20 protein-coding genes, 1 pseudogene and 1 riboswitch are annotated in these 23,950 nt (G+C 73.4%); of the genes and pseudogenes, 11 read left to right on the forward strand and 10 right to left on the reverse strand.

Annotated features, from left to right (window positions below; genetic code table 11):
* Positions 1-42 precede the first annotated feature (42 nt).
* Positions 43-513, reverse strand: coding sequence for an Asp23/Gls24 family envelope stress response protein (locus tag A3Q37_RS08945; protein ID WP_065480442.1), 471 nt, complete (start codon positions 511-513; stop codon positions 43-45).
* Positions 514-606: 93 nt separating this feature from the next.
* Between A3Q37_RS08945 and A3Q37_RS08950 the strand changes: the two genes are divergently transcribed.
* Positions 607-1,329 (forward strand): hypothetical protein, encoded by a 723-nt coding sequence (locus A3Q37_RS08950; protein WP_065480445.1) that lies wholly within the window; start codon positions 607-609, stop codon positions 1,327-1,329.
* Between the two features lie 137 nt (positions 1,330-1,466).
* Here the strand turns inward: A3Q37_RS08950 and A3Q37_RS08955 are convergent, their stop codons facing one another.
* From A3Q37_RS08955 to A3Q37_RS08965, 3 genes are all read right to left on the reverse strand, one after another.
* Positions 1,467-2,258 carry an enoyl-CoA hydratase/isomerase family protein gene (locus tag A3Q37_RS08955; protein WP_065480449.1) on the reverse strand — a complete coding sequence of 264 codons (792 nt, stop codon included), beginning with the start codon at positions 2,256-2,258 and terminating at the stop codon, positions 1,467-1,469.
* A 146-nt stretch (positions 2,259-2,404) separates the two neighbouring features.
* Positions 2,405-2,626: a helix-turn-helix domain-containing protein gene (locus A3Q37_RS08960; protein WP_006123601.1), complete on the reverse strand. Its 222-nt coding sequence runs from the start codon at positions 2,624-2,626 to the stop codon at positions 2,405-2,407.
* Between the two features lie 342 nt (positions 2,627-2,968).
* Positions 2,969-4,567 carry an ABC-F family ATP-binding cassette domain-containing protein gene (locus A3Q37_RS08965; RefSeq protein WP_065480452.1) on the reverse strand — a complete coding sequence of 533 codons (1,599 nt, stop codon included), beginning with the start codon at positions 4,565-4,567 and terminating at the stop codon, positions 2,969-2,971.
* A gap of 204 nt (positions 4,568-4,771) precedes the next feature.
* On the opposite strand from A3Q37_RS08965, the pseudogene A3Q37_RS08970 reads away from it, so the two are divergent.
* Positions 4,772-5,661 (forward strand): annotated as a pseudogene (locus tag A3Q37_RS08970) (neutral zinc metallopeptidase).
* Positions 5,662-5,778: 117 nt separating this feature from the next.
* Positions 5,779-6,192 carry a VOC family protein gene (locus A3Q37_RS08975; RefSeq protein ID WP_065480455.1) on the forward strand — a complete coding sequence of 138 codons (414 nt, stop codon included), beginning with the start codon at positions 5,779-5,781 and terminating at the stop codon, positions 6,190-6,192.
* Positions 6,193-6,243: 51 nt separating this feature from the next.
* Here the strand turns inward: A3Q37_RS08975 and A3Q37_RS08980 are convergent, their stop codons facing one another.
* The 3 genes from A3Q37_RS08980 to A3Q37_RS08990 form a co-directional block, all read right to left on the reverse strand.
* Entirely contained in the window at positions 6,244-7,611 is a 1,368-nt protein-coding gene (locus A3Q37_RS08980; protein WP_065480462.1) for a hypothetical protein, read from the reverse strand.
* 184 nt (positions 7,612-7,795) lie between these two features.
* Positions 7,796-8,923 carry an alpha/beta hydrolase gene (locus A3Q37_RS08985; protein ID WP_065480465.1) on the reverse strand — a complete coding sequence of 376 codons (1,128 nt, stop codon included), beginning with the start codon at positions 8,921-8,923 and terminating at the stop codon, positions 7,796-7,798.
* 213 nt (positions 8,924-9,136) lie between these two features.
* The gene (locus A3Q37_RS08990; RefSeq protein WP_065480468.1) at positions 9,137-9,796 is read right to left on the reverse strand and encodes a class II aldolase/adducin family protein; all 660 of its coding nucleotides are present in this window, start codon (positions 9,794-9,796) and stop codon (positions 9,137-9,139) included.
* 276 nt (positions 9,797-10,072) lie between these two features.
* On the opposite strand from A3Q37_RS08990, the gene A3Q37_RS08995 reads away from it, so the two are divergent.
* The 7 genes from A3Q37_RS08995 to A3Q37_RS09025 all read left to right on the forward strand — a co-directional run bounded on the left by A3Q37_RS08995 (position 10,073) and on the right by A3Q37_RS09025 (position 18,695).
* Positions 10,073-11,335 carry an inorganic phosphate transporter gene (locus A3Q37_RS08995; RefSeq protein WP_065480470.1) on the forward strand — a complete coding sequence of 421 codons (1,263 nt, stop codon included), beginning with the start codon at positions 10,073-10,075 and terminating at the stop codon, positions 11,333-11,335.
* A gap of 12 nt (positions 11,336-11,347) precedes the next feature.
* A complete protein-coding gene (locus A3Q37_RS09000) occupies positions 11,348-11,578 on the forward strand; it encodes a hypothetical protein (RefSeq protein WP_065480472.1) in 231 nt (76 codons plus the stop codon).
* 161 nt (positions 11,579-11,739) lie between these two features.
* Positions 11,740-11,872: riboswitch (cobalamin riboswitch) on the forward strand.
* A gap of 161 nt (positions 11,873-12,033) precedes the next feature.
* A complete protein-coding gene (locus A3Q37_RS09005) occupies positions 12,034-13,038 on the forward strand; it encodes a cobalamin biosynthesis protein (protein WP_065480475.1) in 1,005 nt (334 codons plus the stop codon).
* On the forward strand, positions 13,035-14,708 hold the full coding sequence (locus A3Q37_RS09010; RefSeq protein ID WP_065480486.1) for a cobyric acid synthase: 1,674 nt from the start codon (positions 13,035-13,037) through the stop codon (positions 14,706-14,708). Before A3Q37_RS09005 ends, A3Q37_RS09010 begins: the two co-directional genes overlap by 4 nt.
* The gene (locus A3Q37_RS09015; RefSeq protein WP_065480490.1) at positions 14,705-16,741 is read left to right on the forward strand and encodes a putative cobaltochelatase; all 2,037 of its coding nucleotides are present in this window, start codon (positions 14,705-14,707) and stop codon (positions 16,739-16,741) included. Before A3Q37_RS09010 ends, A3Q37_RS09015 begins: the two co-directional genes overlap by 4 nt.
* Complete coding sequence (gene cobO / locus A3Q37_RS09020; RefSeq protein ID WP_065480493.1) at positions 16,741-17,340, forward strand: cob(I)yrinic acid a,c-diamide adenosyltransferase; 600 nt, start codon at positions 16,741-16,743, stop codon at positions 17,338-17,340. Before A3Q37_RS09015 ends, cobO begins: the two co-directional genes overlap by 1 nt.
* Positions 17,334-18,695 carry a cobyrinate a,c-diamide synthase gene (locus A3Q37_RS09025; protein WP_065480496.1) on the forward strand — a complete coding sequence of 454 codons (1,362 nt, stop codon included), beginning with the start codon at positions 17,334-17,336 and terminating at the stop codon, positions 18,693-18,695. Before cobO ends, A3Q37_RS09025 begins: the two co-directional genes overlap by 7 nt.
* A 107-nt stretch (positions 18,696-18,802) precedes the next feature.
* On the opposite strand, the gene A3Q37_RS09030 is transcribed toward A3Q37_RS09025, so the two are convergent.
* The gene (locus A3Q37_RS09030; RefSeq protein ID WP_065480499.1) at positions 18,803-19,537 is read right to left on the reverse strand and encodes a ZIP family metal transporter; all 735 of its coding nucleotides are present in this window, start codon (positions 19,535-19,537) and stop codon (positions 18,803-18,805) included.
* Between the two features lie 179 nt (positions 19,538-19,716).
* Here A3Q37_RS09030 and cobC point away from each other — a divergent pair, with 179 nt between their 5' ends.
* Positions 19,717-21,342 (forward strand): Rv2231c family pyridoxal phosphate-dependent protein CobC, encoded by a 1,626-nt coding sequence (gene cobC / locus A3Q37_RS09035; RefSeq protein WP_079137711.1) that lies wholly within the window; start codon positions 19,717-19,719, stop codon positions 21,340-21,342.
* Positions 21,343-21,402: 60 nt separating this feature from the next.
* Here cobC and A3Q37_RS09040 read toward each other — a convergent pair whose 3' ends face one another.
* Positions 21,403-22,500 carry an SCO1860 family LAETG-anchored protein gene (locus A3Q37_RS09040; protein WP_065480502.1) on the reverse strand — a complete coding sequence of 366 codons (1,098 nt, stop codon included), beginning with the start codon at positions 22,498-22,500 and terminating at the stop codon, positions 21,403-21,405.
* A gap of 301 nt (positions 22,501-22,801) precedes the next feature.
* Positions 22,802-23,878 (reverse strand): amidohydrolase family protein, encoded by a 1,077-nt coding sequence (locus A3Q37_RS09045; protein ID WP_065480505.1) that lies wholly within the window; start codon positions 23,876-23,878, stop codon positions 22,802-22,804.
* Positions 23,879-23,950 lie beyond the last annotated feature (72 nt).

A 23,950-nucleotide genomic window follows, 5' to 3' on the forward strand; every position in this document is an offset into this window, starting at 1 on the left:
GTCTCTCTCCTCAACTGCCGTGCGACGGAAGGTGCGGAAGGGTTACTGGACCCGCTGCCCGGTCTCGTCCTCGTCGTCCTCCTCGTCGGGCAGCTTGACGTCGCTGACCGCGATGTTGACCTCGACGACTTCGAGACCGGTCATACGTTCCACCGCGGCGACGACGTTCTCGCGGACGTCGCGGGCCACGTCGGCGATGGACACGCCGTAGTCGACGACGATCTCCAGGTCGAGGGCCGCCTGGGACTCGCCGACCTCCGCCTTCACACCGCGGGTGACGGATTTGCCGCCGCCGGGGACCCGGTCGCGGACCGCGCCGAACGTCCGTGACAGGCCGCTGCCCATGGCGTGGACGCCACCGACGTCGCGTGCCGCCATTCCGGCGATCTTCTCGACGACGCCGTCGGCGATGGTGGTACGGCCCCGGGTCCCGGGGTCACCGCCGCCGCGCTTGCCGAGGGACTTGTCGCCCGAACCGCCGCTGGGGTTGTTGCGCTGGGAACTCTCAGTCATCGCCGCTCTTCCCTTCGGGACAGGGTTGGACTTCCTTGCCCACGTTAAGTGCGCTTTCCCCATCCCGCGCCGTGGATGCGGCAGGCTGGGGCGATGACAACGGCGCGGGGCCCGCGGAGGGCCGACGGATGGACCGCTGGGGTACGGGAACGGCTCGGTCTGGGCCGGCTGCTGCCGCTGGGCGGTCCGGCGGACGGCGTGTGGATCGCGGAGACGGCCGCCGCGTCGGTGCTGCGCGGGGCGGCGGCGGACCGCCCGGGGGCGGTGCTCGGAGAGCTGCGGATCGGCCCGGCGGAGGAAGCGGACGAGGCGGGCCCGGTGCCGTCTCCGGCTCCGCCGAGCGCGCTGCCGCCGGGGCCGCTGCGGATCGAGGCGGAGTTCTCGGCGGCCCCGGACCGGCCGCTGCCGGACACCGCGGCGGCCCTGCGCACGGCGCTCCTGACGGCCGCCGCGGCCCGCCTGGGCCTGGAGGTCGCCGAGGTGGACCTGACGGTGACGGCATTGCTGGAGGACGGTGCGGCCGATCAGGTGACCGTGGCCCCGGCCGCACCGCCGGCCCGGGTCGCGGAGCCGGAGGGCCCGGTGGCGAAGGCGGCCGCCGGGGCGGAGGGCGTCGTCTCGCTGACCGGGGTCCTGGGCGGCCCGGTGCATACCGCGCGGGACCACGTACGGGTCGAGGTGGCGACGGCCGGGGACCACCGGGCCCTGGATGTCGCCCGGTCGGTGCGTACGGCGGTGGCGGCGGCCACGGAGGAACGGCTGCCGGTGTCGGTGCTGGTCACGGACGTGGTGGGGCCGGGGCGGGGCAGCGTCTGACGGCGGAGCCGACCCGGCCGACGTGGGGCGGGCTCCGGCGACGGGGTACGGCCGGGACGACGGCCGCCGGTGACGGCTCGGCGGCCGGGTCCGGCCGGGACAGCGTGGGACGACCGCCGCGCGCGCCCCGGTGGGCGTCAGTCGGTGATGCCCGCCAGGTCGCGGAGGCGGCGGGCCTGGGCGGCCCGTTCGGCGACGCGCTGCTGCTCGTAGTCGCGCGAGAGCGCGCCGGCGAGGAGGGCCTTCGTCTCGACGACGGCGTCGCGGGGCGCCGCCACCAGGGCCCCGGCGAGATCGCGGGCCGCCGCGTCGAGCTGGTCGGCGGGGACCACGAGGTTGGCGAGGCCGGTGCGCTCGGCCTCCTCCGCGTGGACGAAGCGGCCCGTGGCGCAGATTTCGAGCGCGCGGGCATACCCCACGAGGTGCACCAGGGGGTGGGTGCCCGTGAGGTCGGGGACGAGACCGAGGCTGGTCTCACGCATGGCGAACTGCACGTCCTCGGCGACGATCCGCAGATCGCAGGCGAGGGCGAGCTGGAAGCCGGCGCCGATGGCGTGGCCCTGGACCGTCGCGATCGACACGAGGTCGTTGCGGCGCCACCAGGTGAACGCCTCCTGGTACTCGGCGATGGTCGCGTCGAGCTCGGCCTCCGGGCCGCGCGCCATGTCGAGGAACGACGGCTCGCCGTCGAAGCCCTCGGGGGTGAAGGCCTGCCGGTCGAGACCCGCGGAGAAGGACTTGCCCTCGCCGCGGAGCACCACGACCCGCACCGTGCCGGGCAGCGCCCGTCCGGCCTCGGTCAACGCCCGCCACAGAGCGGGAGACTGAGCGTTGCGCTTGGCCGGGTTGGTGAGCGTCACCGTGGCGACGGCATCGTCGACGGTGAGCCGTACGCCGTCCTTGTCGAGCACAGTGTCGAGCGAGGTCATGGGGCGCCTCCGGATGGGGTGCAGTCAGCACTCGGGTATTAAGTGACTGAACAGTAACCACCCGGGCGACCTTGCGGTCAGCCGGGTGGTTACCCCGAAATCCGTCGGTCCCGATGGACGCCGACGACGCCGAGAACGCGGAGGCCTCAGGCCGAAGCGGCCTTCTTGCCCCGTGTCGCGCCGCCGCGTCCTCGCAGCGTCACTCCGGACTCGCTGAGCATCCGGTGGACGAACCCGTAGGAGCGGCCGGTTTCCTCGGCCAGCGCCCTGATGCTCGCACCGGAGTCGTACTTCTTCTTCAGGTCTGCCGCGAGCTTGTCACGCGCGGCGCCGGTCACCCGGCTGCCCTTCTTCAGAGTCTCGGCCACCCGTGCCTCCTCATGGGAAGTGCGCTCTGGACTTCTCATGATCACCCCTCCCGCGCTTCCTGGCCACCCATTCGGCAAGGTCGGTGCGAGCGGTTTCCCGGACGAAAGGCGCGTCGACACGAGCGGAATCCCTGATTCCCGCGGGCGCACGAGGGCGCACGGCCCTCACCGACCGGAGAACCGGCAGGTCAGGGCCGTACGGGGAGGAGTGTCCGGAAAAGGGGCGCGCGACGGGTGAGCGCCCGGCGCACCCCCGGAGTACGAGACGTTCTCACGCAGATGACGGATCACGCGTAGGCCGAATGATCCATCCCCGGTGGATCGGGCGGGGGCTCCGGCGGATCAGGCGAGGGCGACGAGGTCGCGGTAGTCCGCTCCCCAGAGGTCCTCGACACCGTCCGGGAGCAGGATGATCCGCTCCGGCTGGAGCGCCTCGACGGCGCCCTCGTCGTGGGTGACGAGGACGACGGCGCCCTTGTAGGTGCGCAGGGCGCCGAGGATCTCCTCGCGGCTGGCGGGGTCGAGGTTGTTCGTCGGCTCGTCGAGCAGGAGCACGTTGGCGGAGGAGACGACCAGGGTCGCGAGGGCGAGCCGGGTCTTCTCCCCGCCGGAGAGGACGCCCGCGGGCTTGTCGACGTCGTCGCCGGAGAAGAGGAAGGAGCCGAGCGTCTTGCGGACCTCGACGAGGTCGAGGTCGGGGGCGGCGGAGCGCATGTTCTCCAGGACCGTGCGCTCCGGGTCGAGGGTCTCGTGCTCCTGGGCGTAGTAGCCGAGCTTGAGGCCGTGGCCCTGGATGACCTCGCCGGTGTCGGGCTTCTCGGCGCCGCCGAGCAGGCGCAGCAGCGTGGTCTTGCCGGCGCCGTTGAGGCCGAGGATGACGACGCGGGAGCCCTTGTCGATGGCGAGGTCGACGTCGGTGAAGATCTCCAGCGAGCCGTACGACTTGGACAGGCCCTCCGCCATCAGCGGGGTCTTGCCGCAGGGGGCGGGCTCGGGGAAGCGGAGCTTGGCGACCTTGTCGGAGACCCGGACGGCCTCAAGACCTGCCAGCAGCCGGTCGGCGCGCTTGGCCATGTTCTGGGCGGCGACGGTCTTGGTGGCCTTGGCGCGCATCTTGTCGGCCTGCGAGTTGAGGGCGGCGGCCTTCTTCTCGGCGTTCTGGCGCTCGCGCTTGCGGCGCTTCTCGTCGGCCTCGCGCTGCTGCTGGTAGAGCTTCCAGCCCATGTTGTAGATGTCGATCTGGGAGCGGTTGGCGTCGAGGTAGAACACCTTGTTGACGACCGTCTCGACCAGTTCGACGTCGTGGGAGATCACGACGAAGCCGCCGCGGTAGGTCTTGAGGTAGTCGCGCAGCCAGACGATGGAGTCGGCGTCGAGGTGGTTGGTCGGCTCGTCCAGGAGCAGGGTGTCGGCGTCCGAGAAGAGGATCCGGGCCAGCTCGACGCGGCGGCGCTGACCGCCGGAGAGGGTGTGCAGGGGCTGGCCGAGCACCCGGTCGGGCAGGTTGAGCGCGGCGGCGATGGTGGCGGCCTCGGCCTCGGCGGCGTATCCGCCCTTGGTGAGGAACTCCGTCTCCAGGCGCTCGTACTTCTTCATCGCCTTCTCGCGGGTGGCGCCCTTGCCGTTCGCCATCCGGTCCTCGTTCTCGTGCATCTTGCGCAGGATCGCGTCGAGGCCGCGGGCGGAGAGGATGCGGTCGCGGGCGAGGACGTCGAGGTCGCCGGTGCGCGGGTCCTGCGGGAGGTAGCCCACCTCGCCGGACTTGGTGATGGTGCCGGCGGCAGGGGCGCCCTCGCCGGCGAGGCACTTGGTGAGGGTGGTCTTGCCCGCTCCGTTGCGGCCGACGAGGCCGATGCGGTCGCCCTTGGCGATGCGGAAGGAAGCGGATTCGATGAGGATGCGGGCGCCGGCGCGCAGCTCGATGCCGGAAGCGGTGATCACGGGAAAAACTCCAGGGCAGTCAGGACGGCGGAGGGACGAGGGCGGAGGTCTCTCGACGCCGCTAATGCACAAGGAGATAGGCCATACGGCCCATTCTACTGGCGGTGCGCAACTGCTTTTCTGCGTGCCCGGTGGGACGAACCGTCCGATACTCGGCGCAGGGCGGCACGGTGTCGCCCGCCCGAGCCCGAGGGTGGTGCGACCGTGCAGTTCGACGACGACGCCGATCTGGACACCTCCGAGGTCCAGGACGTCCGCGGCAGCCGGATCCCGGGCGGGCGGGCCACCGTGGGCGGCGGCATCGCCGGGGTGATCGCCCTGATCCTGGGGCTGCTCTTCGGCGTCGGCCCCGATCAGCTCGGGCTGACCTCCGACGGCGCGGATCCGGCGGCGACCTCGTCGTCGGCCGGGCAGGTGCAGGAGAGCTGTCTGAAGGGGCAGGACGCGAACAGCCGGGAGGACTGCCGGACGGTGGCGGTGGTCAACAGCGTGCAGGACTTCTGGCGGCTGGAGTTCCGGCGGCGGGGCGCCACGTACACGGGGCCCGGACGGTCCTGTTCAGCCAGCAGGTGGGCACCGCCTGCGGGGCCGCGACCTCGGCGGTCGGGCCGTTCTACTGCCCCGGCGACCGCAAGGTCTATCTGGACCTCGGGTTCTTCGAGGACCTGCGGACGAAGTTCGGCTCCAGCGGCGGGCCGTTCGCGCAGGCGTACGTGGTGGCGCACGAGTACGGCCACCATGTGCAGAACCTGATGGGCACGCTGGGCCGCTCGCAGGACGGGCGGCAGGGCGAGAACAGCAACGCGGTGAAGGTGGAGCTCCAGGCCGACTGTTACGCCGGGGTCTGGGCGCACCACGCGACGACGACGCCGGACGAGTCGACCGGCCGGCCGCTGATCACGGAGCTGACCCGGGCGGACATCCGGGACGGCTTGGACGCGGCGGCGGCGGTCGGTGACGACCGGATCCAGGAGCGGTACCAGGGCCGGGTCACCCCGGAGTCGTGGACGCACGGTTCGGCCGCGCAGCGGCAGCAGTGGTTCTCCACCGGGTTCCGCACGGGCGACATGGAGCGGTGCGACACGTTCGCCTGAACCGGGACGCCTGATCCGGGGCGGGCGGTCCGGGACGGCCTGCCGTTGTCAGTGCCTGATGGAAGACTGAGACGCAGATCACATCGACAGGTGCGGACGGCAGGAGAGGTGAGTGTCATGGCGGGCGCGACGGGCGGGGTTCCGACGATCTACCCGACGATCCTCTACGACGACGCGAGGGCGGCGATCAGAACGCTGACCCAGGGTCTCGGCTTCACCGAGGAGGCGGTGTACGAGGGCGAGAACGGCAGCGTGCTGCATGCCGAGCTGTCCTTGGGCAACGGCAGGGTGATGCTCGGTTCCAAGGGGCGCGAGGGCGTGTTCGCGCGGGCGATGGCGGGCGCGGGCCCGGCGGGGGTGTACGTGGTGGTCGACGAGGTGGACGAGCACTGCGCCCGGGCCAGGGAGTTCGGCGTGGAGATCCTGATGGAGCCGACCGACCAGGACTACGGCTCCCGGGACTACATGGCGCGGGACGCCGAGGGCAATGTGTGGAGCTTCGGGACGTACGCCCCGGGGTCCGCCGGCTGAGCGGAGGCCCGGGGCGTTATGGATCGGGCGTGCGGATCCGGGACGTACGGGTCAGGCTCCGCCGGTGTGCACCTGGAAGGCGGCCCGGCGGACCGCCTTGGCCAGGGCCGGGTCCGGGTGCGCCGCGGCCAGGGCGACCAGGACCTGGACGGTGCGGGGGTGGCCGACGGCCCTGACCTCGTCGAGGAGGGCCGGGACGGTGCCCTGGACGGCGGAGTCGAGGTGGCGCACCAGCAGTCCGGTCTCGCCGTGGTCGGCGACGGCGGCGGCCGTGTCGACCCAGAGCCAGGTGGCCTCCTCGCGGCTGAGGACGTCCTGGGCGTCGTCGGGGTCGTTGCCCTCGTACTCGGCGAGCCAGAGCAGCGCGTAGGGGCGCAGCGAGGGTTCGGCGAGCACGGCGCGGACCTCGGGTTCGGCGGGGGCGCCGACGACGCGCAGCGCCTCGAAGGCCAGTCCGCGCAGCAGGGCGTCCTCGCCCCGGGCGACGGCGAGCAGTTCGGCGACGGCGCTGCCGATGGTGCGGGCGGCGAGCCAGGCGCGGTATTCGTCGCGGGCCGGTCCCGGGGTGAGCCCGGCGCAGCCGAGGAGCATGTCGGCGGCGGACTGTTCGATGTTCCCGGCCGGGCTCTGGGCGGCGACGCAGATCTGTTCCAGCTTGACCCAGACCGCCCAGTTGCCGAGCGGGGTGAGGGTGGCATGCCCTTTGCCCAGCGTCAGCGCTCCGACGGCGGCGAGGCCTTCCAGGGCCCAGTCGAGCAGCAGGGCGTTGAGGTCGGCGCTCCGGGCGGGTCCGGTGGCCTTGTCAGCGGCCTGGTCGGCGGCCTTGTCAGGGACCGAACCTGCCGGGCCCACGGGTGCGGCGGGCGCGGTTCTGCCGGGGCCCAGGGGCACTTCGCAGCGCTCCTCCTGGAGTTCGGCGACGCGCTGGCCGAGGAGGTCCAGCAGGGCGGGGACGGTGACGGGGCCCGCGGAGAGCTGGAGGAGGGAGAGCACCTGGGGCACGGCCTCGACGGCTTCGGCGACCGCACCCGCCTCGATGCCCTCGGGGGCGGCGTGGACGAGCGACCAGGCGTCGAAGAGCGCGACCCAGCCGCGCAGCACGGCGGAGTCGTCCCGGTCCCAGGCGCGCAGCCGCCAGCCGGGGCGGGCGGTGTCGCCGTGGAGTTCGACGAGTCCGGCCAGCCGGGCCCGGTCCCAGCCGGCGCGGACCTGCGCCGGGGAGAGCTCCAGGGCGGTGGCCGCCCGTTCGAGGGCGTGGGCCGCGAGCGGGGTGGCGGTGCCCGGCCCCGGGGTGCCGGCCGCCCAGTGGGCGATGCGCACGGCGTCGGCGAGCACCCCCCTGGCCTGGCGGGCCAGTTCCGCGCGGGGCGGGGTGCCCTCGGGGGGCCGGGGGGCCGGCCTGGTGCGCCGGGTGGTCACGGCCTTGCGGGCGGTGGCAAGGGGTCGCGGGCGGACAAGTCGCAGCCTGGAGTCGCGCGGGGTACGGGACGTCACGGGAGCAGTCTTGCCCCTGACGGCCCGAAAGCCCAAACGGAAGCCGTTTCACCGGTACGTGAAAGGTTCCCCGGGTGCGGGAGCAAGGGGGAGAGTTCACCCCATCGGCTCACATCAGGGGCGTGAGGAAGCGTCTCAGGGTCTCTTCGTAGCGGGCCGGGCCGGCATTCCACATCGACGCATGCGGAGCCTGCGGTACGGCATGGAGAGCGACGAGGTCCGCGCGGCGGGCGGCGAGCTCGCGGGAGGGGCCCCACGGGGCGATCGTGTCGTCGGGGCCGTGCAGGATCAGGGTCGGGGTGCGCAGGGAGGCCGGTACCGATGTCTCCAGCACCGGGGTGGGGCCCATCCCGGTGCGGCCCTGGGCGGCACGGACGGCGAGGGGCAGCAGGGCGGCCGGGACGCCTCGGGCGGCGGCCAGGGCGCGCAGGGTGACCGGCCAGTCCAGTACCGGGGAGTCGAGGACGATGCCGCTGATCCGGTCGCGGAGCGGGGATTCGACGGCGGCGTACAGGGCCATCGTGGCGCCGGTGGACCAGCCGATGACGATCACGTTCCGGGCGCCGTAGCGCACGGCGTACCGGAGGGCCGCGTCGAGGTCGCGCCACTCGGAGGCGCCGAAGTGGCCGAGGCCGTCGGCGGGGCGGGGGGCTCCGGGGTCGCCGCGGTAGGCGAGGTCGAGCACGGGGAAGCGCTGCTGGTGCAGGAACCCCATGAGGTTCATGGGGTGGGTCCGGGTGGCGCCGAGGCCGTGGACGGTGATGATCCAGGTGTCGCGCGCGCCGGGGACGTACCAGGCGGGCAGGGTCCCGAGTTCGCCCGGGATCTCGACGTCCTGGTGGTCGAGGCCGAGGTCGCTGCCGGGGTCGCCGCCGTACAGGGCGGGGGTGAGCCGGACCTTGGTGCCCGGTTCGAGGATTCCCTGGCCGACGCTCTCCAGCCTGCGGACCACGGTGTCGGCGCCCTCCGACGCCCCTTCGACGACGGGTCCGACGACCGCGTGGACCCCGGATCCGGCGAGGCCCCAGGTGCCGGGCCGGAGCGCCGAGAAGGAACGGGTCAGGGTGACCTGCCCGGCCGCGGTGGCGTGCACGGTGAGTCTGCGGTCGGCAGGGAGGGGACGTCCGGGCGTCGCCTTGAGGGCGACGTCGCTGGCGTACCGGCCGGCCGCGACCGCTGCCGCACCGACGCCGAGGATCGAGGTGACGGCCGCTGCCGTCGCGGTTACCGGGCGCACCGCTTCAGTGTCGTGGGGCGGGAGGCGGGCTGCCAGCGGATGGGGGCCGTCCGGGGCGGACCGGGCTGCGGACGGTGCTCGGGCGGACCGGGGCCGGACGGCGCTCGGGCGGCCCCAGGGCCGGACGGTGCCCGGGGCTCGGACGGCGCTCGGGCGGACACAGGGCCCGTCCCCGGTCGGCCCCGTCCCGGTCTCACGCGGCCCCTCCCCCGGTCAGCCGCGCTGGCCGTACCCCTTGAGCGCTTCCGTCACCTCGGCCAGCTGGGCCGTGGAGAGCAGGGCCGGGGTGCGGCCCGGCACCGAGCCGGCGGTGAGCCAGAGGTGGCACAGCCACTCCAGTTGGGCGGTGCGGTCGTAGGCCTGGTCGAGCGTGTCGCCGTAGGTGACGGTTCCGTGGTTGGCGAGCAGACAGCCGGTGCGGCCCCGGAGTGCTTCGAGCATGGCGTCCGCCAGCTCCGGGGTGCCGTAGCGCGCGTAGGCGGCGGTGCGGACGGGACCGCCGAGGATGGCCGCCGCGTAGTGCACGAGCGGCACCTCGGTGACGAGGGTGGAGACGGCGGTGGCGTGCACGGCGTGGGTGTGGACCACGGCGGCGGCGTCGGTGGAGCGGTAGACCGCCAGATGGAGGGGGAGTTCGCTGGTCGGCCCGAGCTCCCCGAGGACCTGGCGTCCGTCCAGGTCGACGCCGACCGCGTCCCCGGGTCCGAGCCGGTCGTAGGGCACCCCGCTGGGCGTCACCAGGACGAGGTCGCCGACGCGGGCGGACACATTGCCGGAGGTGCCGACGACGAGACCGTCCGCCGCGCTCCGGCGGGCCGTGTCGACGACTCCCTGCCAGGCCTGACGGACGGATTCCGGCTGCTGCTCGCTCATGGGGCGAGCCTAGGAGGGAAGGCGCGCAACCGGAACGTCACACAAGGGGTGACGGGGATCTCTTCCGGCACCGAACGGCCGTTCAAAATGTTCGCCAACGGGCGGCAAAGGGCAGTCCACGCCGCGCCCCACAGGCAGCGCCCAGTCCCTCCCGCACACAAGCGGAAGCACTCCACTCCGGTTGAGGTCACCACAGAGCCCCGCTCAGTTCATCTTCCGTTCACCCAGGTTGCCTACGGTCCACGAGCCACTGACGTCGAACGATTGCCTGGGTAAATGGAACACATCACGCTGCTGCTTGCGATTGTGGTCGTAACAGCTCTCGTGTTCGATTTCACGAACGGTTTCCACGACACCGCCAACGCGATGGCGACCACCATCTCGACCGGCGCACTGAAGCCCAAGACAGCGGTGGCCATGTCCGCCGTTCTCAACCTGATCGGCGCGTTCCTGTCGGTGGAGGTCGCCAAGACGATCTCCGGCGGGATTGTCAACGAGAACGGCCTCAGAACCGAGGTCATCTTCGCGGCGCTCGTCGGCGCCATCCTGTGGAATCTGCTGACCTGGCTGCTGGGGCTGCCCTCCAGTTCCTCCCACGCCCTGTTCGGCGGTCTGATCGGCGCCGCGGTCATGTCGGCCGGCTGGTCCTCGATCAACGGCGGCACCGTCGTCACCAAGGTGCTGCTCCCCGCGATCGCCGCCCCGCTGGTCGCCGGTATCGCCGCGATGCTGGCCACCCGGCTGACGTACCGGATCAACCGGAACGTCACCGACCCCAACCAGCTGAAGTCGACCGCCAAGGGCTACCGGGCCGGGCAGATCGCCTCCGCCGGTCTCGTCTCGCTCGCCCACGGCACCAACGACGCCCAGAAGACGATGGGCATCATCACCCTCGCCCTGGTCACCAGCGGTGTCCTGGCCCCCGGCTCCAACCCACCCCTGTGGGTCATCGTCTCCGCCGGTGTCGCCATCGCGCTCGGTACGTACCTCGGCGGCTGGCGCATCATCCGCACCATGGGCAAGGGTCTGACCGACCTCCGGCCGCCGCAGGGCTTCGCCGCCCAGACCAGTGCGGCGACCGTCATCCTGGCCTCCTCGCACCTCGGCTTCTCGCTCTCCACCACGCAGTCCTGCTCCGGCGCCGTGATGGGCGCGGGCCTCGGCCGCAAGGGCGGTGTGGTCCGCTGGTCCACCGCCACCCGGATGTTCGTCGCCTGGGGTCTGACGCTCCCGGCCGCGGCTCTGGTCGGCGCCGCAGCCGAGTTCCTGACCAAGCAGGGCACGTGGGGCATCACCCTCACCGCGATCCTGCTCGTGGGCGGCTCCTTCGCGATCTGGGTGGCCTCGCGCCGCCAGCCCGTGGACCACACCAACGTCAACGACACGGACGGCGTCGACGAGCCCCAGGGCGTCGTCACCACGGCCATCGCCGCGGTCCAGCCGCCGCCGGTCGGGGCCCCGGCCTCCGACCTCATGACCACCATCCCGGCCCCGGCTTCGGCGCCCGACGACCCGGCCCGGCCGCCGGCCACGGTGTAAGGACAGATCCGCATGAAAATCGACTGGGCAGCTCTCGCCTCCGTCTTCGGTGTCAGCCTCGTGGTCACCGTCGCGCTGGTCGGCGTCTTCACCCTGGGCATCGTCGCCCTCTCCAAGCAGTCCGCGACGGCCGAAGGCAACGCCTCCGGCGGAGCGGTCGCGCTGGCGCGCACCGGCGCGTACGCCTGCTTCGCGCTGTGCGTGGCGGCGGTCTCGTACGGGATCTATCTGATCGTCGCCTGACCCCGTTCCACCGCACTCCCTCGGGCCGGACACACCTCGTGTGTCCGGCCCGATGTGCGTCCGCGTGTGGGTCCGCCCACAGTGGAGCCCCGCAGGTCAACAGCGAGTTGACGGCTGTTCTCGGGGCGTGGTGGACTGCCGGAGCCATTTACGGCGACAGCTGAGGAAGCCGGTGCGAATCCGGCGCGGTCCCGCCACTGTCACCGGGGAGCACTCCCCCACACCGGACGTCACGGCTCGCGGTACGCGGGCTGGAAGGCCGGGGGAACTGCGGATCCGGGAGCCAGGAGACTCTCGTCGCCGGTCACGTCGAACCAGGGCGCGGACCCTGAGTGAGGACCTACGCCATGCCCGGCCGCCGTGCGCCGTTCCCTGCGCCGCTTCCTGTGCCCCTCCATGCGGCCCTTCATGTGGCCCTCCGTGCCGGAACGCCTCTTTCCACGACCGGCTGAGCCGTGCGTGCCGATCGCGTCTTCGCGTACGGCGCCACGGCCGGGATGGTCGCCGACGCGCTGCTCGGCGATCCCCGGCGTGGCCACCCCGTCGCCGGATTCGGCCGCGCCGCGGCGCGGGTCGAGTCCCTGCTGTGGCGTGACGACCGTGGCCGGGGCGCGCTGCACACCCTGGTGTGCGCCGGAGGCGCCGTGGGGGCCGCCGCGCTGACCGCCCGTGCCGTACGGGGACGCCCCGCGCTCGCCGTCGCGCTGACCGCCGCCACCGCCTGGTCCGTCGTCGGCGGTACGTCGCTGGGCCGGGAGGCCCGCGCCATCGGGGGCGCGCTGGCCGCCGGGGACCTGGAGGTGGCCCGGGAGCGGCTGCCGCATCTGTGCGGGCGCGATCCGCAGGCCCTGGACGGGCCGGGGATGGCCCGCGCGGTCGTCGAGTCGGTCGCCGAGAACACGTCGGACGCCGTCGTCGGCGCGCTGGTGTGGGGGGCGATCGGCGGGGTGCCGGGGCTCGTCGGGTTCCGGGCGGTGAACACGCTGGACGCGATGGTCGGCCACAAGGCGCCCCGCTACCGCCGTTACGGCTGGGCCTCGGCCCGCCTGGACGACGTGGCGGGGTGGCCGGGCGCCCGGCTGACGGCCGCGCTGGCCGTGGTCGGCGGCGGGCGGCCCGCGCAGGCCGTACGCGCCTGGAAGGCGGACGCGCACCGCCACCCGAGCCCGAACGCGGGCCCGGTGGAGGCGGCGTTCGCGGGGGCGCTCGGCGTACGGCTGGGCGGGACGCTGGCGTACGCGGGGCGCGTGGAGCACCGGCCGGTGCTGAACGGGGAGTCCGGGCGGGACGTGCGGGGCGCGGACATCGAGCGCGCGGTGCGGCTGTCGCGCCGGGTGAGTGCGCTGGCTCTGGCGGTGTGCGTGGCGGGGCGGTTGGCGGCGGGGCGCATGGTCGCGCGGCGATCGGTCACGGGAAGGTCGTCGACAGGGTCGGCAGGACAGAAGCGGGGGCGGGCATGAGTGGCGGCGGGCTGCTGGTCGCGGGGACGACCTCGGACGCGGGGAAGAGCGTCGTCACTGCGGGCATCTGCCGCTGGCTGGTGCGCCGGGGCGTGAAGGTCGCGCCGTTCAAGGCACAGAACATGTCCCTCAACTCCTTCGTGACCCGTGAGGGCGCGGAGATCGGGCGTGCCCAGGCCATGCAGGCGCAGGCCGCCCGGGTGGAGCCGACGGCCCTGATGAACCCGGTGCTGCTGAAGCCCGGCAGCGACCGGTCCAGCCAGGTGGTCCTCATGGGCAAGCCGGTGGGCGAGATGAGCGCCCGGGGGTACCACGGGGGCCGTCAGGAGGCGCTGCTCGGGACGGTGACCGACTGCCTGGAGGAGCTGCGGTCGACATACGACGCGGTGATCTGCGAGGGGGCCGGGTCCCCCGCCGAGATCAATCTGCGGCGGACCGACATCGTGAACATGGGCATCGCGCGGGCCGCCCGCTTCCCCGTGCTGGTCGTCGGGGACATCGACCGGGGCGGGGTCTTCGCCTCGTTCTTCGGGACGACGGCGCTGCTGAGCGCGGAGGACCAGTCGCTGGTCGCCGGGTACCTGGTGAACAAGTTCCGGGGTGACGTCTCGCTGCTGGAGCCGGGGCTCGACATGCTGTACGGACTGACCGGGCGGCGTACGTACGGAGTGCTGCCGTACGCCCATGGGCTCGGCATCGACGAGGAGGACGGCCTGCGGGTCTCCCTGCGGGGTGCGGTGCGGGAGTCGGTCGTGGCTCCCCCGCACGGTGAGGACGTGTTGCGGGTCGCGGTCTGCGCGGTGCCGTTGATGTCCAACTTCACGGACGTGGACGCGCTGGCCGCCGAACCGGGCGTCGTTGTGCGGTTCGTGGACCGGGCGGAGGAGCTGGCCGACGCGGACCTGGTGATCGTGCCGGGGACGCGCGGCACGGTGAAGGCGCTGGCCTGGCTGCGTGAGCGCGGTCTCGCGGACGCATTGGTCCGGCGTGCGGCGGAGGGGCGGCCGGTGCTGGGGATCTGCGGCGGGTTCCAGGTGCTCGGCGAGCGGATCGAGGACGAGGTGGAGTCGCGGGCGGGGGTGGTGGACGGGCTCGGCCTGCTGCCCGTGCGGATTCGGTTCGACCGGGACAAGACGCTGGCGCGGCCGGTGGGTTCGGCGCTCGGTGAGGTGGTGGAGGGGTACGAGATCCACCACGGGGTGGCCGACGTACGGGGCGGGGAACCGTTCCTGGACGGGTGCCGGGTGGGGGCGGTGTGGGGGACGCACTGGCACGGGTCGCTGGAGAGCGATGCGTTCCGGCGGCGGTTCCTGGTGGCGGTGGCCCGGGCCGCGGGGCGGCGGTTCGTTCCTGCGCCGGACACGAGGTTCGGGGTGCTGCGGGAGGAGCAGTTGGATCGGCTGGGGGATCTGGTGGAGGAGCATGCGGATACGGAGGCGTTGTGGGGGTTGATCGAGGGGGGCGCGCCTGCGGGGTTGCCGTTTGTGCCACCGGGGGCGCCGACGTTGGGTGCGGGTGCGGGTGGTGCGGCGAGCCGGGGCGCTGCCCCGGACCCCGCTCCTCAATCGCCGGAGGGGCTTGAAGTGGGTCACCCGGAGGCGCAAGGGAAGGCCCCAAGACCCCAGGGGCCCGATGGTGCTGATGTTCATCTCGACGAGGAGGCCTTGTGAGTACGCCCTATCCCTTTACCGCGATCGTCGGGCAGGACGATCTGCGGCTCGGGCTCTTGCTCAATGCCGTCAGTCCGGCCGTCGGCGGCGTGCTCGTGCGGGGTGAGAAGGGGACCGCCAAGTCCACCGCCGTGCGGGCGCTCGCCGCGCTGATGCCCGAGGTCTCCGTCGTACCGGGGTGCCGGTTCTCCTGTGACCCCGGCTCTCCCGATCCGGCGTGTCCCGATGGGCCCCACGCGGAGGCGGCCGGTGTGTCGCGTCCGGCGCGGACCGTGGAGCTGCCCGTGGGCGCGTCCGAGGACCGGCTCGTGGGGGCGTTGGACATCGAGCGGGCGCTCTCGGAGGGCGTGAAGGCGTTCGAGCCGGGGCTGTTGGCCGACGCGCATCGCGGGATCCTGTACGTCGACGAGGTCAACCTCCTCCACGACCACCTGGTGGACCTGCTGCTGGACGCGGCGGCCATGGGTGCCTCGTACGTCGAGCGCGAGGGCGTCTCCGTACGGCATGCGGCGCGGTTCCTGCTGGTCGGGACGATGAACCCGGAAGAGGGCGAGCTGCGGCCGCAGTTGCTGGACCGGTTCGGGCTGACCGTGGAGGTCTCCGCCTCCCGGGACACCGACGAGCGGGTGGAGGTCGTGCGGCGGCGGCTCGCGTACGACGACGATCCCGAGGGGTTCGCCGCGCGCTGGGCCGAGGAGGAGGGCGCCCTGCGCGAGCGGATCGCCGCCGCGCGCGTCCTGCTGCCCCGGGTCGTGCTGAGCGACGGCGTGCTGCGGCAGATCGCGGCCACCTGCGCCGCGTTCGAGGTCGACGGGATGCGAGCCGACATCGTGATGGCCCGTACCGCCACCGCGCTCGCCGCCTGGGCGGGGCGCGAGGAGGTCACCGCAGACGACGTACGGCAGGCGGCCCTGCTGGCCCTCCCCCACCGGCGGCGTCGCAACCCGTTCGACGCGCCCGGTCTCGACGAGGACAAGCTCGACCGGACCCTGGACGAGGCCGGCCCCCGGGACGACCACGACGACGATGACCCCGACCCCGGGCCCGATGGCGGTGGCGACGGTGGTGGGGGCGGGGGTGTGCCGCCGCAGGCCGATGGCGAGGACCGTACGCCGCCCCAGAGTGCGGAGGGCGACTCTCCGTCCCCGGGCCCCGAGGGCACGCCCGAGAACACGCCCGGCCGATCCGCCGGGGGTGAGCAGCAGCCCGTGGCCGCCGCCGAGCCGTTCCGGACGAAGATGCTCAGCGTGCCGGGGCTGGGGGAAGGTGCTGCGGGGCGGCGTTCCCGGGCGCGTACCGAGCATGGTCGGACCACTGGAGCGGTTCGGCCACAGGGCTCGCTGACCAAGCTCCACCTGGCCGCCACCGTGCAGGCCGCCGCCCCGCACCAGCGTGCGCGCGGGCGTGCGGGGCGCGGGCTCGTGGTGCGCCGGGACGATCTGCGGCAGGCGACCCGGGAGGGGCGGGAGGGCAACCTCGTGCTGTTCGTCGTGGACGCCTCCGGGTCGATGGCGGCCCGGCAGCGGATGAGTGCCGTCAAGGGGGCCGTGCTCTCCCTGCTGCTCGACGCCTACCAGCGGCGGGACAAGGTCGGTCTGGTGACCTTCCGGGGCAAGGAGGCGGAGGTGGCGCTGCCGCCAACCTCCTCCGTCGACGCGGCCGCCGCCCGGCTGGAGTCGCTGCCGACGGGCGGGCGCACTCCGCTCGCCGCTGGGCTGCTCAAGGCCCATGACGTGCTGCGCGTGGAGCGGCTGCGCGATCCGTCGCGGCGGCCCCTGCTCGTCGTCGTCACGGACGGGCGGGCGACCGGCGGTCCGGAGCCCGTGGCGCTCGCCGGGCGGGCGGCGCGGCTACATCGTGCCGAGGGGACGGCCTCGGTCGTCGTGGACTGCGAGTCGGGGTACGTACGCCTCGGTCTCGCCGGGGAGTTGGCCCGGGAACTGGGAGGCACCGCCGTCACGCTCGACGAGCTGCGGGCCGACTCGATCGCCGGGCTCGTCAAGGACGTCACCGCAGCCGGGAGGGCCGCTTAATGCCGCAGGGACAGCCGACATCGGTGCCGGACGACGGGCTCACCACCCGTCAGCGCCGCAACCGCCCGCTCCTGTTCGTCCACACGGGCATCGGGAAAGGCAAGTCGACGGCCGCCTTCGGGCTCGCGCTGCGGGCCTGGAACCAGGGGTGGCCGATCGGGGTGTTCCAGTTCGTGAAGTCGGCGAAGTGGAAGGTCGGCGAGGAGAACGCGCTGAAGGTGCTGGGCGCGAGCGGCGAGGGCGGCACCGTCGACTGGCACAAGATGGGCGAGGGCTGGTCCTGGGTCCAGCGCGACGGCCAGGTCGACAACGAGGAGAAGGCCCGCGAGGGCTGGGAGCAGGTCAAGCGGGACCTGGCGGCGGAGACGTACAAGCTGTACGTGCTCGACGAGTTCGCCTATCCGCTGCACTGGGGCTGGATCGACACCGACGAGGTCGTCGAGGTGATGCGGAACCGGCCCGGCACCCAGCACGTGGTGATCACCGGCCGCAACGCGCCCGACAAGCTCATCGAGGCCGCCGACCTGGTGACCGACATGTCGAAGGTCAAGCACCCGATGGACGCGGGGCAGAAGGGCCAGAGGGGCATCGAGTGGTGAGTGTGCCCCGTCTGGTCATCGCCGCTCCGGCTTCCAACAGCGGCAAGACCACCGTCGCCACCGGTCTGATGGCCGCCTTCGCCGCGCGCGGGCTCGCCGTCTCGCCGCACAAGGTCGGCCCGGACTACATCGATCCGGGCTACCACTCCCTGGCGACGGGCCGCCCCGGCCGGAATCTCGACGCGTACATGTGCGGGACGGATCTCGTCGCCCCGCTCTTCGCGCACGGGTCGGCGGGGTGCGATCTCGCCGTGGTCGAGGGCGTGATGGGGCTGTACGACGGTGCCTCGGGCCAGGGTGAGCTGGCGTCGACCGCGCAGGTGGCCAAGCTCCTCAAGGCGCCCGTGGTGCTGGTGGTGGACGCCTCCTCGCAGTCCCGGTCGGTGGCGGCCCTGGTGCACGGGTTCGCCTCCTGGGATCCGGAGGTGCGGATCGGCGGGGTGATCCTGAACAAGGTGGCCTCGGACCGGCACGAGGCGCTGTTGCGGGACGCGCTGGACGAGTCGGGGCTGCCGGTGCTCGGCGTGATCCGGCGGGCGCCGCAGGTCGCGACGCCCTCGCGCCACCTGGGGCTGGTCCCGGTCGCCGAGCGGCAGAGCGACGCGGTGGACGCCGTACGGGCCATGGGCGAGCGGGTGCGCGCCGGGTGCGACCTGGACGCGCTGCTCGCGCTGGCGCGGACGGCTCCCGCGCTGGCGGACGCGCCGTGGACACCGGCGTACGCCCCCGGGCCCGGCGGCGAGAAGCCCGTCGTCGCCGTGGCGGGCGGGGCCGCGTTCACCTTCGCGTACGCGGAGCACGCCGAACTGCTGACGGCGGCCGGTGCGGAAGTCGTGACCTTTGATCCGCTGCGGGACGAGAAGCTGCCGACGGGGACGGCGGGGCTCGTCATCGGCGGCGGGTTCCCGGAGATGTACGCCCCCGAGCTGTCGGCCAACGAGCCGTTGCGGCGGGCGGTCACGGAACTGGCCCTGAGCGGTACGCCGGTGGCCGCCGAGTGCGCGGGGCTGCTGTATCTGGCCCGCGAGCTGGACGGGAAGCCGATGTGCGGGGTGCTGGACGCCGAGGCCCGGATGTCGGAGCGGCTGACGCTCGGGTACCGGCAGGCGGTGGCGGTCTCGGACAGCCCGCTGGCGGCGGCCGGGACCCGGATGCGGGGGCACGAGTTCCACCGGACGGTGCTGGAACCGGTGGCGGGGACCACGCCCGCCTGGGGCATGCACCAGCCGGAGCGGCGGGTGGAGGGGTACGTCCAGCGGGGCGTGCACGCGAGCTATCTGCACACCCACTGGGCCGCGTCGCCCGAGGTGGCCCGGCGGTTCGTCGAGCACTGCCGGGCGTTTCCGGCGCGGTGAGCGGATCGCCGCCGCCCGGCTTCACGGACCGCGTACCGGCCGGCGCTTCCGGCGCGGTGAACAGCAGCGCGTCCGGCGCACCCGGGCGTCCGGGGCGTACGCGCGGCTCACTCGGCGATGCCGACGACCAGCCAGATGAAGCCCACGCCCCCGATGGTGCAGAGAAGGGTGGAGCGGGCGGGATGGGTGTGGTGCGCCTCGGGAAGGATCTCGGCGGCGGCCAGGTAGAGCAGGGCTCCGCCGAAGAAGCCGAGATAGCCGCCGAGCAGTTCCTCCGGAAGGGTGAACAGCAGCGTCGTCGCCGCGCCCACGACCGGTGCCACGGCGGCCGCGAACAGCATCAGGAGCGCCTTGCGGCGGGCGTTCCCGTACAGACTGGTGAGGGTGTACGTGTTGAATCCGTCGGCGAAGTCATGACTGATCACCGCCAGCGCGACGGCCACGCCCATGGAGCCGCTGACCTGGAAGGCGGCACCGAGCGCGATGCCGTCCATCAGACTGTGGCCGACCATCGCGGCGGCCGCCGTCAGCCCCACCTGCGGTACGCGGTCGCCGTGGTGCCCGCCGCCCGCCCCGTGTGCCACCTGGCGTACGGAGAGCAGCCGCTCGACCAGATGGGCCACCAGGAAGCCGCCCACGAACAGCAGCAGCGCCATCGGCACCCCGAACACCGGCTCGCCCGCCGCCTCGATCGCCTCCGGCAGGAGATCGAGGCCGACCACGCCGAGCATCAGCCCGCCGGCGAGGCCGAGCACCAGATGGCGGCGGTCGGTGACGCGTTGGGCGACCCAGCCGCCGGCCAGGGTCATCAGGAACGCGCCGAGCGCGACGAACACCGCCATGGGGCCTTGCTAGCCGATCGGGCGCCCTCCGCGCATCTCAGGGTGCCCTTACCGATGGCGTCCCCGCCGCCCCTCCCGTCGCCCGGGCCCGCCCTCCGTATACGGGTTCGTATACGGAGCGGACCCGCCCCCTTCCCCGTACCACCCAGACGTCTGACCTGAAAGGCAGGACTCCGCCGATGACCGGAGCATCCGTCGGCCCCGGACCGAAGTCCGGCGCCCGCAGTCTGGTGGTGGGGGTCGGCGCCCGCCGGGGCGCCTCGGGCGACGCGGTGTTCGCCCTGATCAAGGCGGTGTTGAGCGGGGCGGGGCTGGACCCGGCGGAGGTGGCGGAGGTGGCCACGGTCGACGCCAGGGGGGACGAGCCGGGGATCGTGGGGGCGGCGGCCCGGCTCGGGGTGCCGGTGCGGACCCATCCGGCCGGGGCGCTGGCCGCGGTCCGGGTGCCGCACCCCTCGGGGACGGTGGGCGCGGCGGTGGGGACTCCGTCGGTCGCGGAGGCCGCCGCGCTGATCGAGGCGGACGAGCTGGTGGTGCCGAAGACCCGCGCCCCGGGCGGGGAGTCGGCGGTGGAGGGGATGGCTAAGGGGGTGGCGACCTGTGCGGTGGCCCGCCGTTTTCCGGCCGCCGACGGGACTTTCCCTGTTTCCGGCAGGAAAACTTCCACCTCACCGGTGACGGCAGGCTCCCGCCCGTTCACCATGGCTGCCATGAATCCCCCCACGCATCCCCCCACGCGGGACATCGAGAGCGCCGGGCCCGACCTGCGGCACCACGGCGACGCGGAGGTGCGCGGCGAGAATCTGACCGATCTCGCCGTGAACGTCCGTACCCACACCCCTCCCCCGTGGCTGCGCGAGCGGATAGCCGCGTCGCTCACCTCGCTGGCCGCCTATCCCGACGGGTCGTCCGCCCGGGCCTCGGTCGCCGGCCGGCACGGGCTGCCGGTGGAGCGGGTGCTGCTGACGGCGGGCGCGGCCGAGGCGTTCGTCCTGATCGCCCGGGCTCTTCCGGCCCGCCGCCCGGTCGTGGTGCACCCGCAGTTCACCGAGCCGGAGGCGGCGCTGCGGGCGGCCGGGCACGAGGTGGGACGGGTCCTGCTGCGGGCCGAGGACGGCTTCCGGCTCGATCCGGCGGCGGTGCCCGAGGACGCGGACCTCGTGGTGATCGGCAATCCGACGAACCCGACGTCCGTGCTGCACCCGGCGGCCCTGCTGGAGAAGCTGGCGCGGCCGGGGCGGACGCTGGTGGTCGACGAGGCGTTCATGGACGTCGTGCCGGGCGAGCGCGAAGCGCTGTGCGACCGGACGGACATTCCGGGGCTCGTGGTGCTGCGCAGCCTCACCAAGACCTGGGGGCTCGCCGGGCTGCGGATCGGTTACGTGCTGGCGGAGCCGGAGACGGTGGCGCTGCTCGCCGATGCGCAGCCGCTGTGGCCGGTGTCCACCCCGGCGCTGGCGGCGGCGGAGGCGTGCATGGAGCCGCGGGCGCTGGTGGAGGCGGCGGAGGCGGCGGACCGGATCACGGTGGACCGGGCCCATCTGCTCGCCGGTCTCGCGGAGTTCAGCGAGGTGGAGGTGGTGGAGGCGGCCCGTGGGCCGTTCGTGCTGGTGCGGCTGGAGCGGGCGGCGGACGTCCGGGAGCGGCTGCGGCTGCTGGGCTTCGCGGCCCGGCGCGGCGATACGTTCCCGGGGCTCGGGCCGCGGTGGCTGCGGCTCGCGGTCCGCGACCGGGCCACGACCAATCGTTTCCTCCAGGCCCTGGACCAGGCCGTGCAGGCGCTGCCCGCGAGATCGGGGCGCTGAGGGAGCCCCGCAGGACCCGGGGGCGGCGTCCGTCGTGCGGACGCCGCCCCCTCGCGCGTATCAGCTCTGGCCGCTGCTGCGCCTGCGCGCCAGCACCGTGGCGCCCGCGCCGACGGCGAGGAGGAGGGCCGCGCCGCCCGCGATGTACGGGGTGGTGGAGCTGCCGCCGGTCTCGGCGAGGTTGGCCTCGGTGGGGGCGGTGCCGGTGTCGGAGCCGGTCTGCGTCTTCACGTCGCTGTCGCCCCCGCCGTCGCCCTTGCCGCCGTCGGACTTGCCACTGTCGCCGCCGGTGCTTCCGTCTCCGCCACTGTCGCCGCCGGTGCTTCCGTCTCCGCCACTGTCGCCGCCGGTGCTTCCGTCTCCGCCGCTGTCGCCGCCCGTGGAACCGCCGTCGGTGGAACCGCCCGTGGAGCCGCCCGTGGTGCTGGGCTCCTCGGGGGTCTTCGGCCCCTTCGGGGCCTCGCAGGTCGCCTCGGCGAGGGTGACCTCGCCGTTGACCTCGGCGACGTTGAGCTTCAGCGGGTTGACCGCCACCTTGAGCTGGAGCGCCGTCGCGGCCGCCGTGCGCTCGGTGGTGACCGTCTTGGACAGGTCGAGGGTGACCTCGCCGACGCCCGGCACGGACACCTGGGTCGGGCCGCCCGCGCTGAGCGTGACCTTCTTGCCGAGGACCTTGATGTGGCCGAGCACATTCGATTCGGCGACGGGCTGCTTACCCGTCTCGCAGACCGCCTTGGAGGTGACCTTCTCGACCTCGATGAGCGAGAGCGCCGCGAGTCCGGGGACATGGATCCGGGCCTTCGCCAGGTTGGTGTAGCCCTCGGCCCTGTGCTCGTCGACGGTGGCGTTCGCGGTGGCCACATCGGCGCGCAGGACGCTCACCGGTCGGCCCTCGACCCCGTCCACGTCCACCGTCAGCGCGGTCTTCTCGGCGCTGGCCGGGGCCTGCACCTCGTTGAGCGTGACCTTGAGGGGCACCTGGACGGACTTGTTGAGGAGCGAGACGTCGAGCCCGGTACGGAGCACGACCGCGCTCGCCCTGCCCTCACCGCCGGTGGTGGGCGTCGCCGGGGCTGCGTGCGCGGGGACGGCGGCGAGCAGCGCGACGGGGGCGGCGGCGACCGCCACGGCGGCGAGACGGAAGGTGTTGCTGTTCAAGATGGTGGAACCCCCACAAGAGACATGGAGCCACCGGCACAGTCCAATGGGGGACATCGCCCGGCCGGTGGCCTCGACTCCGTGAATCTTTACGCACTGAGGGTGAACTGGCGGATACCTGACGTGAGTTCACCCCAAAGGGGGGTTTCCGCGCACATATTCGAATCTTTCGGCACGTGCGTTCCCTCCCGCCCCTCCCCGTCACCCGTTTCACACGGTGAGTGCCAGGGCGCATGACCGGTCGGGCTGTATCAACGAGCCGGTGGCCGCATCCGTCACTGCCCGTCAACACACCGCCGTGTCAGCCGATGACCCGCCCGTTCAGCACGATGTGCCGGGGCGCCGCCAGCACCCGGACGTCCGCGCGCGGGTCCGCGTCGTACACGACCAGGTCCGCCGGAGCCCCTTCCTCAAGACCGGGCCGCCCCAGCCAGCGCCTGGCTCCCCACGCGGTCGCGGACAGGGCCTCCAGGGGCGGGATGCCCGCCTTGACCAGCTCGGCGACCTCGCCCGCGACCAGGCCGTGCGCCAGGGAGCCGCCCGCGTCGGTGCCGACGTAGACCGGGATCCCGGCGTCGTACGCGGAGCGCACGGTGTCGTAGCGGCGGTCGTACAGCTGCCGCATATGGGCCGACCAGCGGGGGAACTTGGCCTCGCCGCCCGCCGCCAGGTCGGGGAAGGTGGCGATGTTGACCAGCGTCGGGACGATCGCGACGCCGCGTTCGGCGAAGAGCGGGATGGTGTCCTCGGTGAGACCCGTGGCGTGCTCGATGCAGTCGATGCCCGCCTCCACCAGATCGCGCAGCGACTCCTCGGCGAAGCAGTGCGCGGTGACCCGGGCGCCGAGCCGGTGCGCCTCGGCGATGGCGGCCTCGACCTCGCCGCGCGGCCAGCAGGCGGTGAGGTCCCCGGCGTCGCGGTCGATCCAGTCCCCCACCAGCTTGACCCAGCCGTCGCCGCGCCGGGCCTCCTGGGCGACGTACGCGACGAGGTCGCCGGGCTCGATCTCGTGCGCGTAGTTACGGATGTAGCGGCGGGTCCTGGCGATGTGGCGGCCGGCCCTGATGATCTTCGGCAGGTCGTCGCGGTCGTCGATCCAGCGGGTGTCGGAGGGCGATCCGGCGTCCCGGATCAGCAGGGTCCCGGCCTCCCGGTCGGTGAGCGCCTGCTTCTCGGCGGTCGCCGCGTCGACCGGGCCGTGCCGGTCCAGCCCGACATGGCAGTGGGCGTCGACCAGGCCGGGCAGCGCCCAGCCCCTGACCGTCACCGCGCCGTCCGCGCCGGGCGGCCGCTCGTAGGTGATCCGCCCGCCCACGGCCCACAGTTCGTCCCGCACCTCGTCCGGGCCGACGAGCACCCGGCCCTTCACCCGCAGCACCGGCCGCTCCTCCCGATCACTCACTCCGACCACCCGTCCGGCCAACCGTCCGACCGCTCACCCGATCACTCA

The sequence above is a fragment of the Streptomyces sp. PTY087I2 genome (genome assembly GCF_001687325.1).
Lineage (GTDB): Bacteria > Actinomycetota > Actinomycetes > Streptomycetales > Streptomycetaceae > Streptomyces.

Coding starts and splice junctions, on each gene's coding strand:
- A3Q37_RS08995 (WP_065480470.1), top strand. CDS start 10,073: ATGGAACACATCACGCTGCTGCTTGCGATTGTGGTCGTAACAGCTCTC.
- cobC (WP_079137711.1), top strand. CDS start 19,717: ATGACCGGAGCATCCGTCGGCCCCGGACCGAAGTCCGGCGCCCGCAGT.
- A3Q37_RS08975 (WP_065480455.1), top strand. CDS start 5,779: ATGGCGGGCGCGACGGGCGGGGTTCCGACGATCTACCCGACGATCCTC.
- A3Q37_RS09030 (WP_065480499.1), bottom strand. CDS start 19,537: ATGGCGGTGTTCGTCGCGCTCGGCGCGTTCCTGATGACCCTGGCCGGC.
- A3Q37_RS08990 (WP_065480468.1), bottom strand. CDS start 9,796: ATGAGCGAGCAGCAGCCGGAATCCGTCCGTCAGGCCTGGCAGGGAGTC.
- A3Q37_RS09010 (WP_065480486.1), top strand. CDS start 13,035: ATGAGTGGCGGCGGGCTGCTGGTCGCGGGGACGACCTCGGACGCGGGG.
- A3Q37_RS08955 (WP_065480449.1), bottom strand. CDS start 2,258: ATGACCTCGCTCGACACTGTGCTCGACAAGGACGGCGTACGGCTCACC.
- cobO (WP_065480493.1), top strand. CDS start 16,741: ATGCCGCAGGGACAGCCGACATCGGTGCCGGACGACGGGCTCACCACC.
- A3Q37_RS09000 (WP_065480472.1), top strand. CDS start 11,348: ATGAAAATCGACTGGGCAGCTCTCGCCTCCGTCTTCGGTGTCAGCCTC.
- A3Q37_RS08945 (WP_065480442.1), bottom strand. CDS start 513: ATGACTGAGAGTTCCCAGCGCAACAACCCCAGCGGCGGTTCGGGCGAC.
- A3Q37_RS08950 (WP_065480445.1), top strand. CDS start 607: ATGACAACGGCGCGGGGCCCGCGGAGGGCCGACGGATGGACCGCTGGG.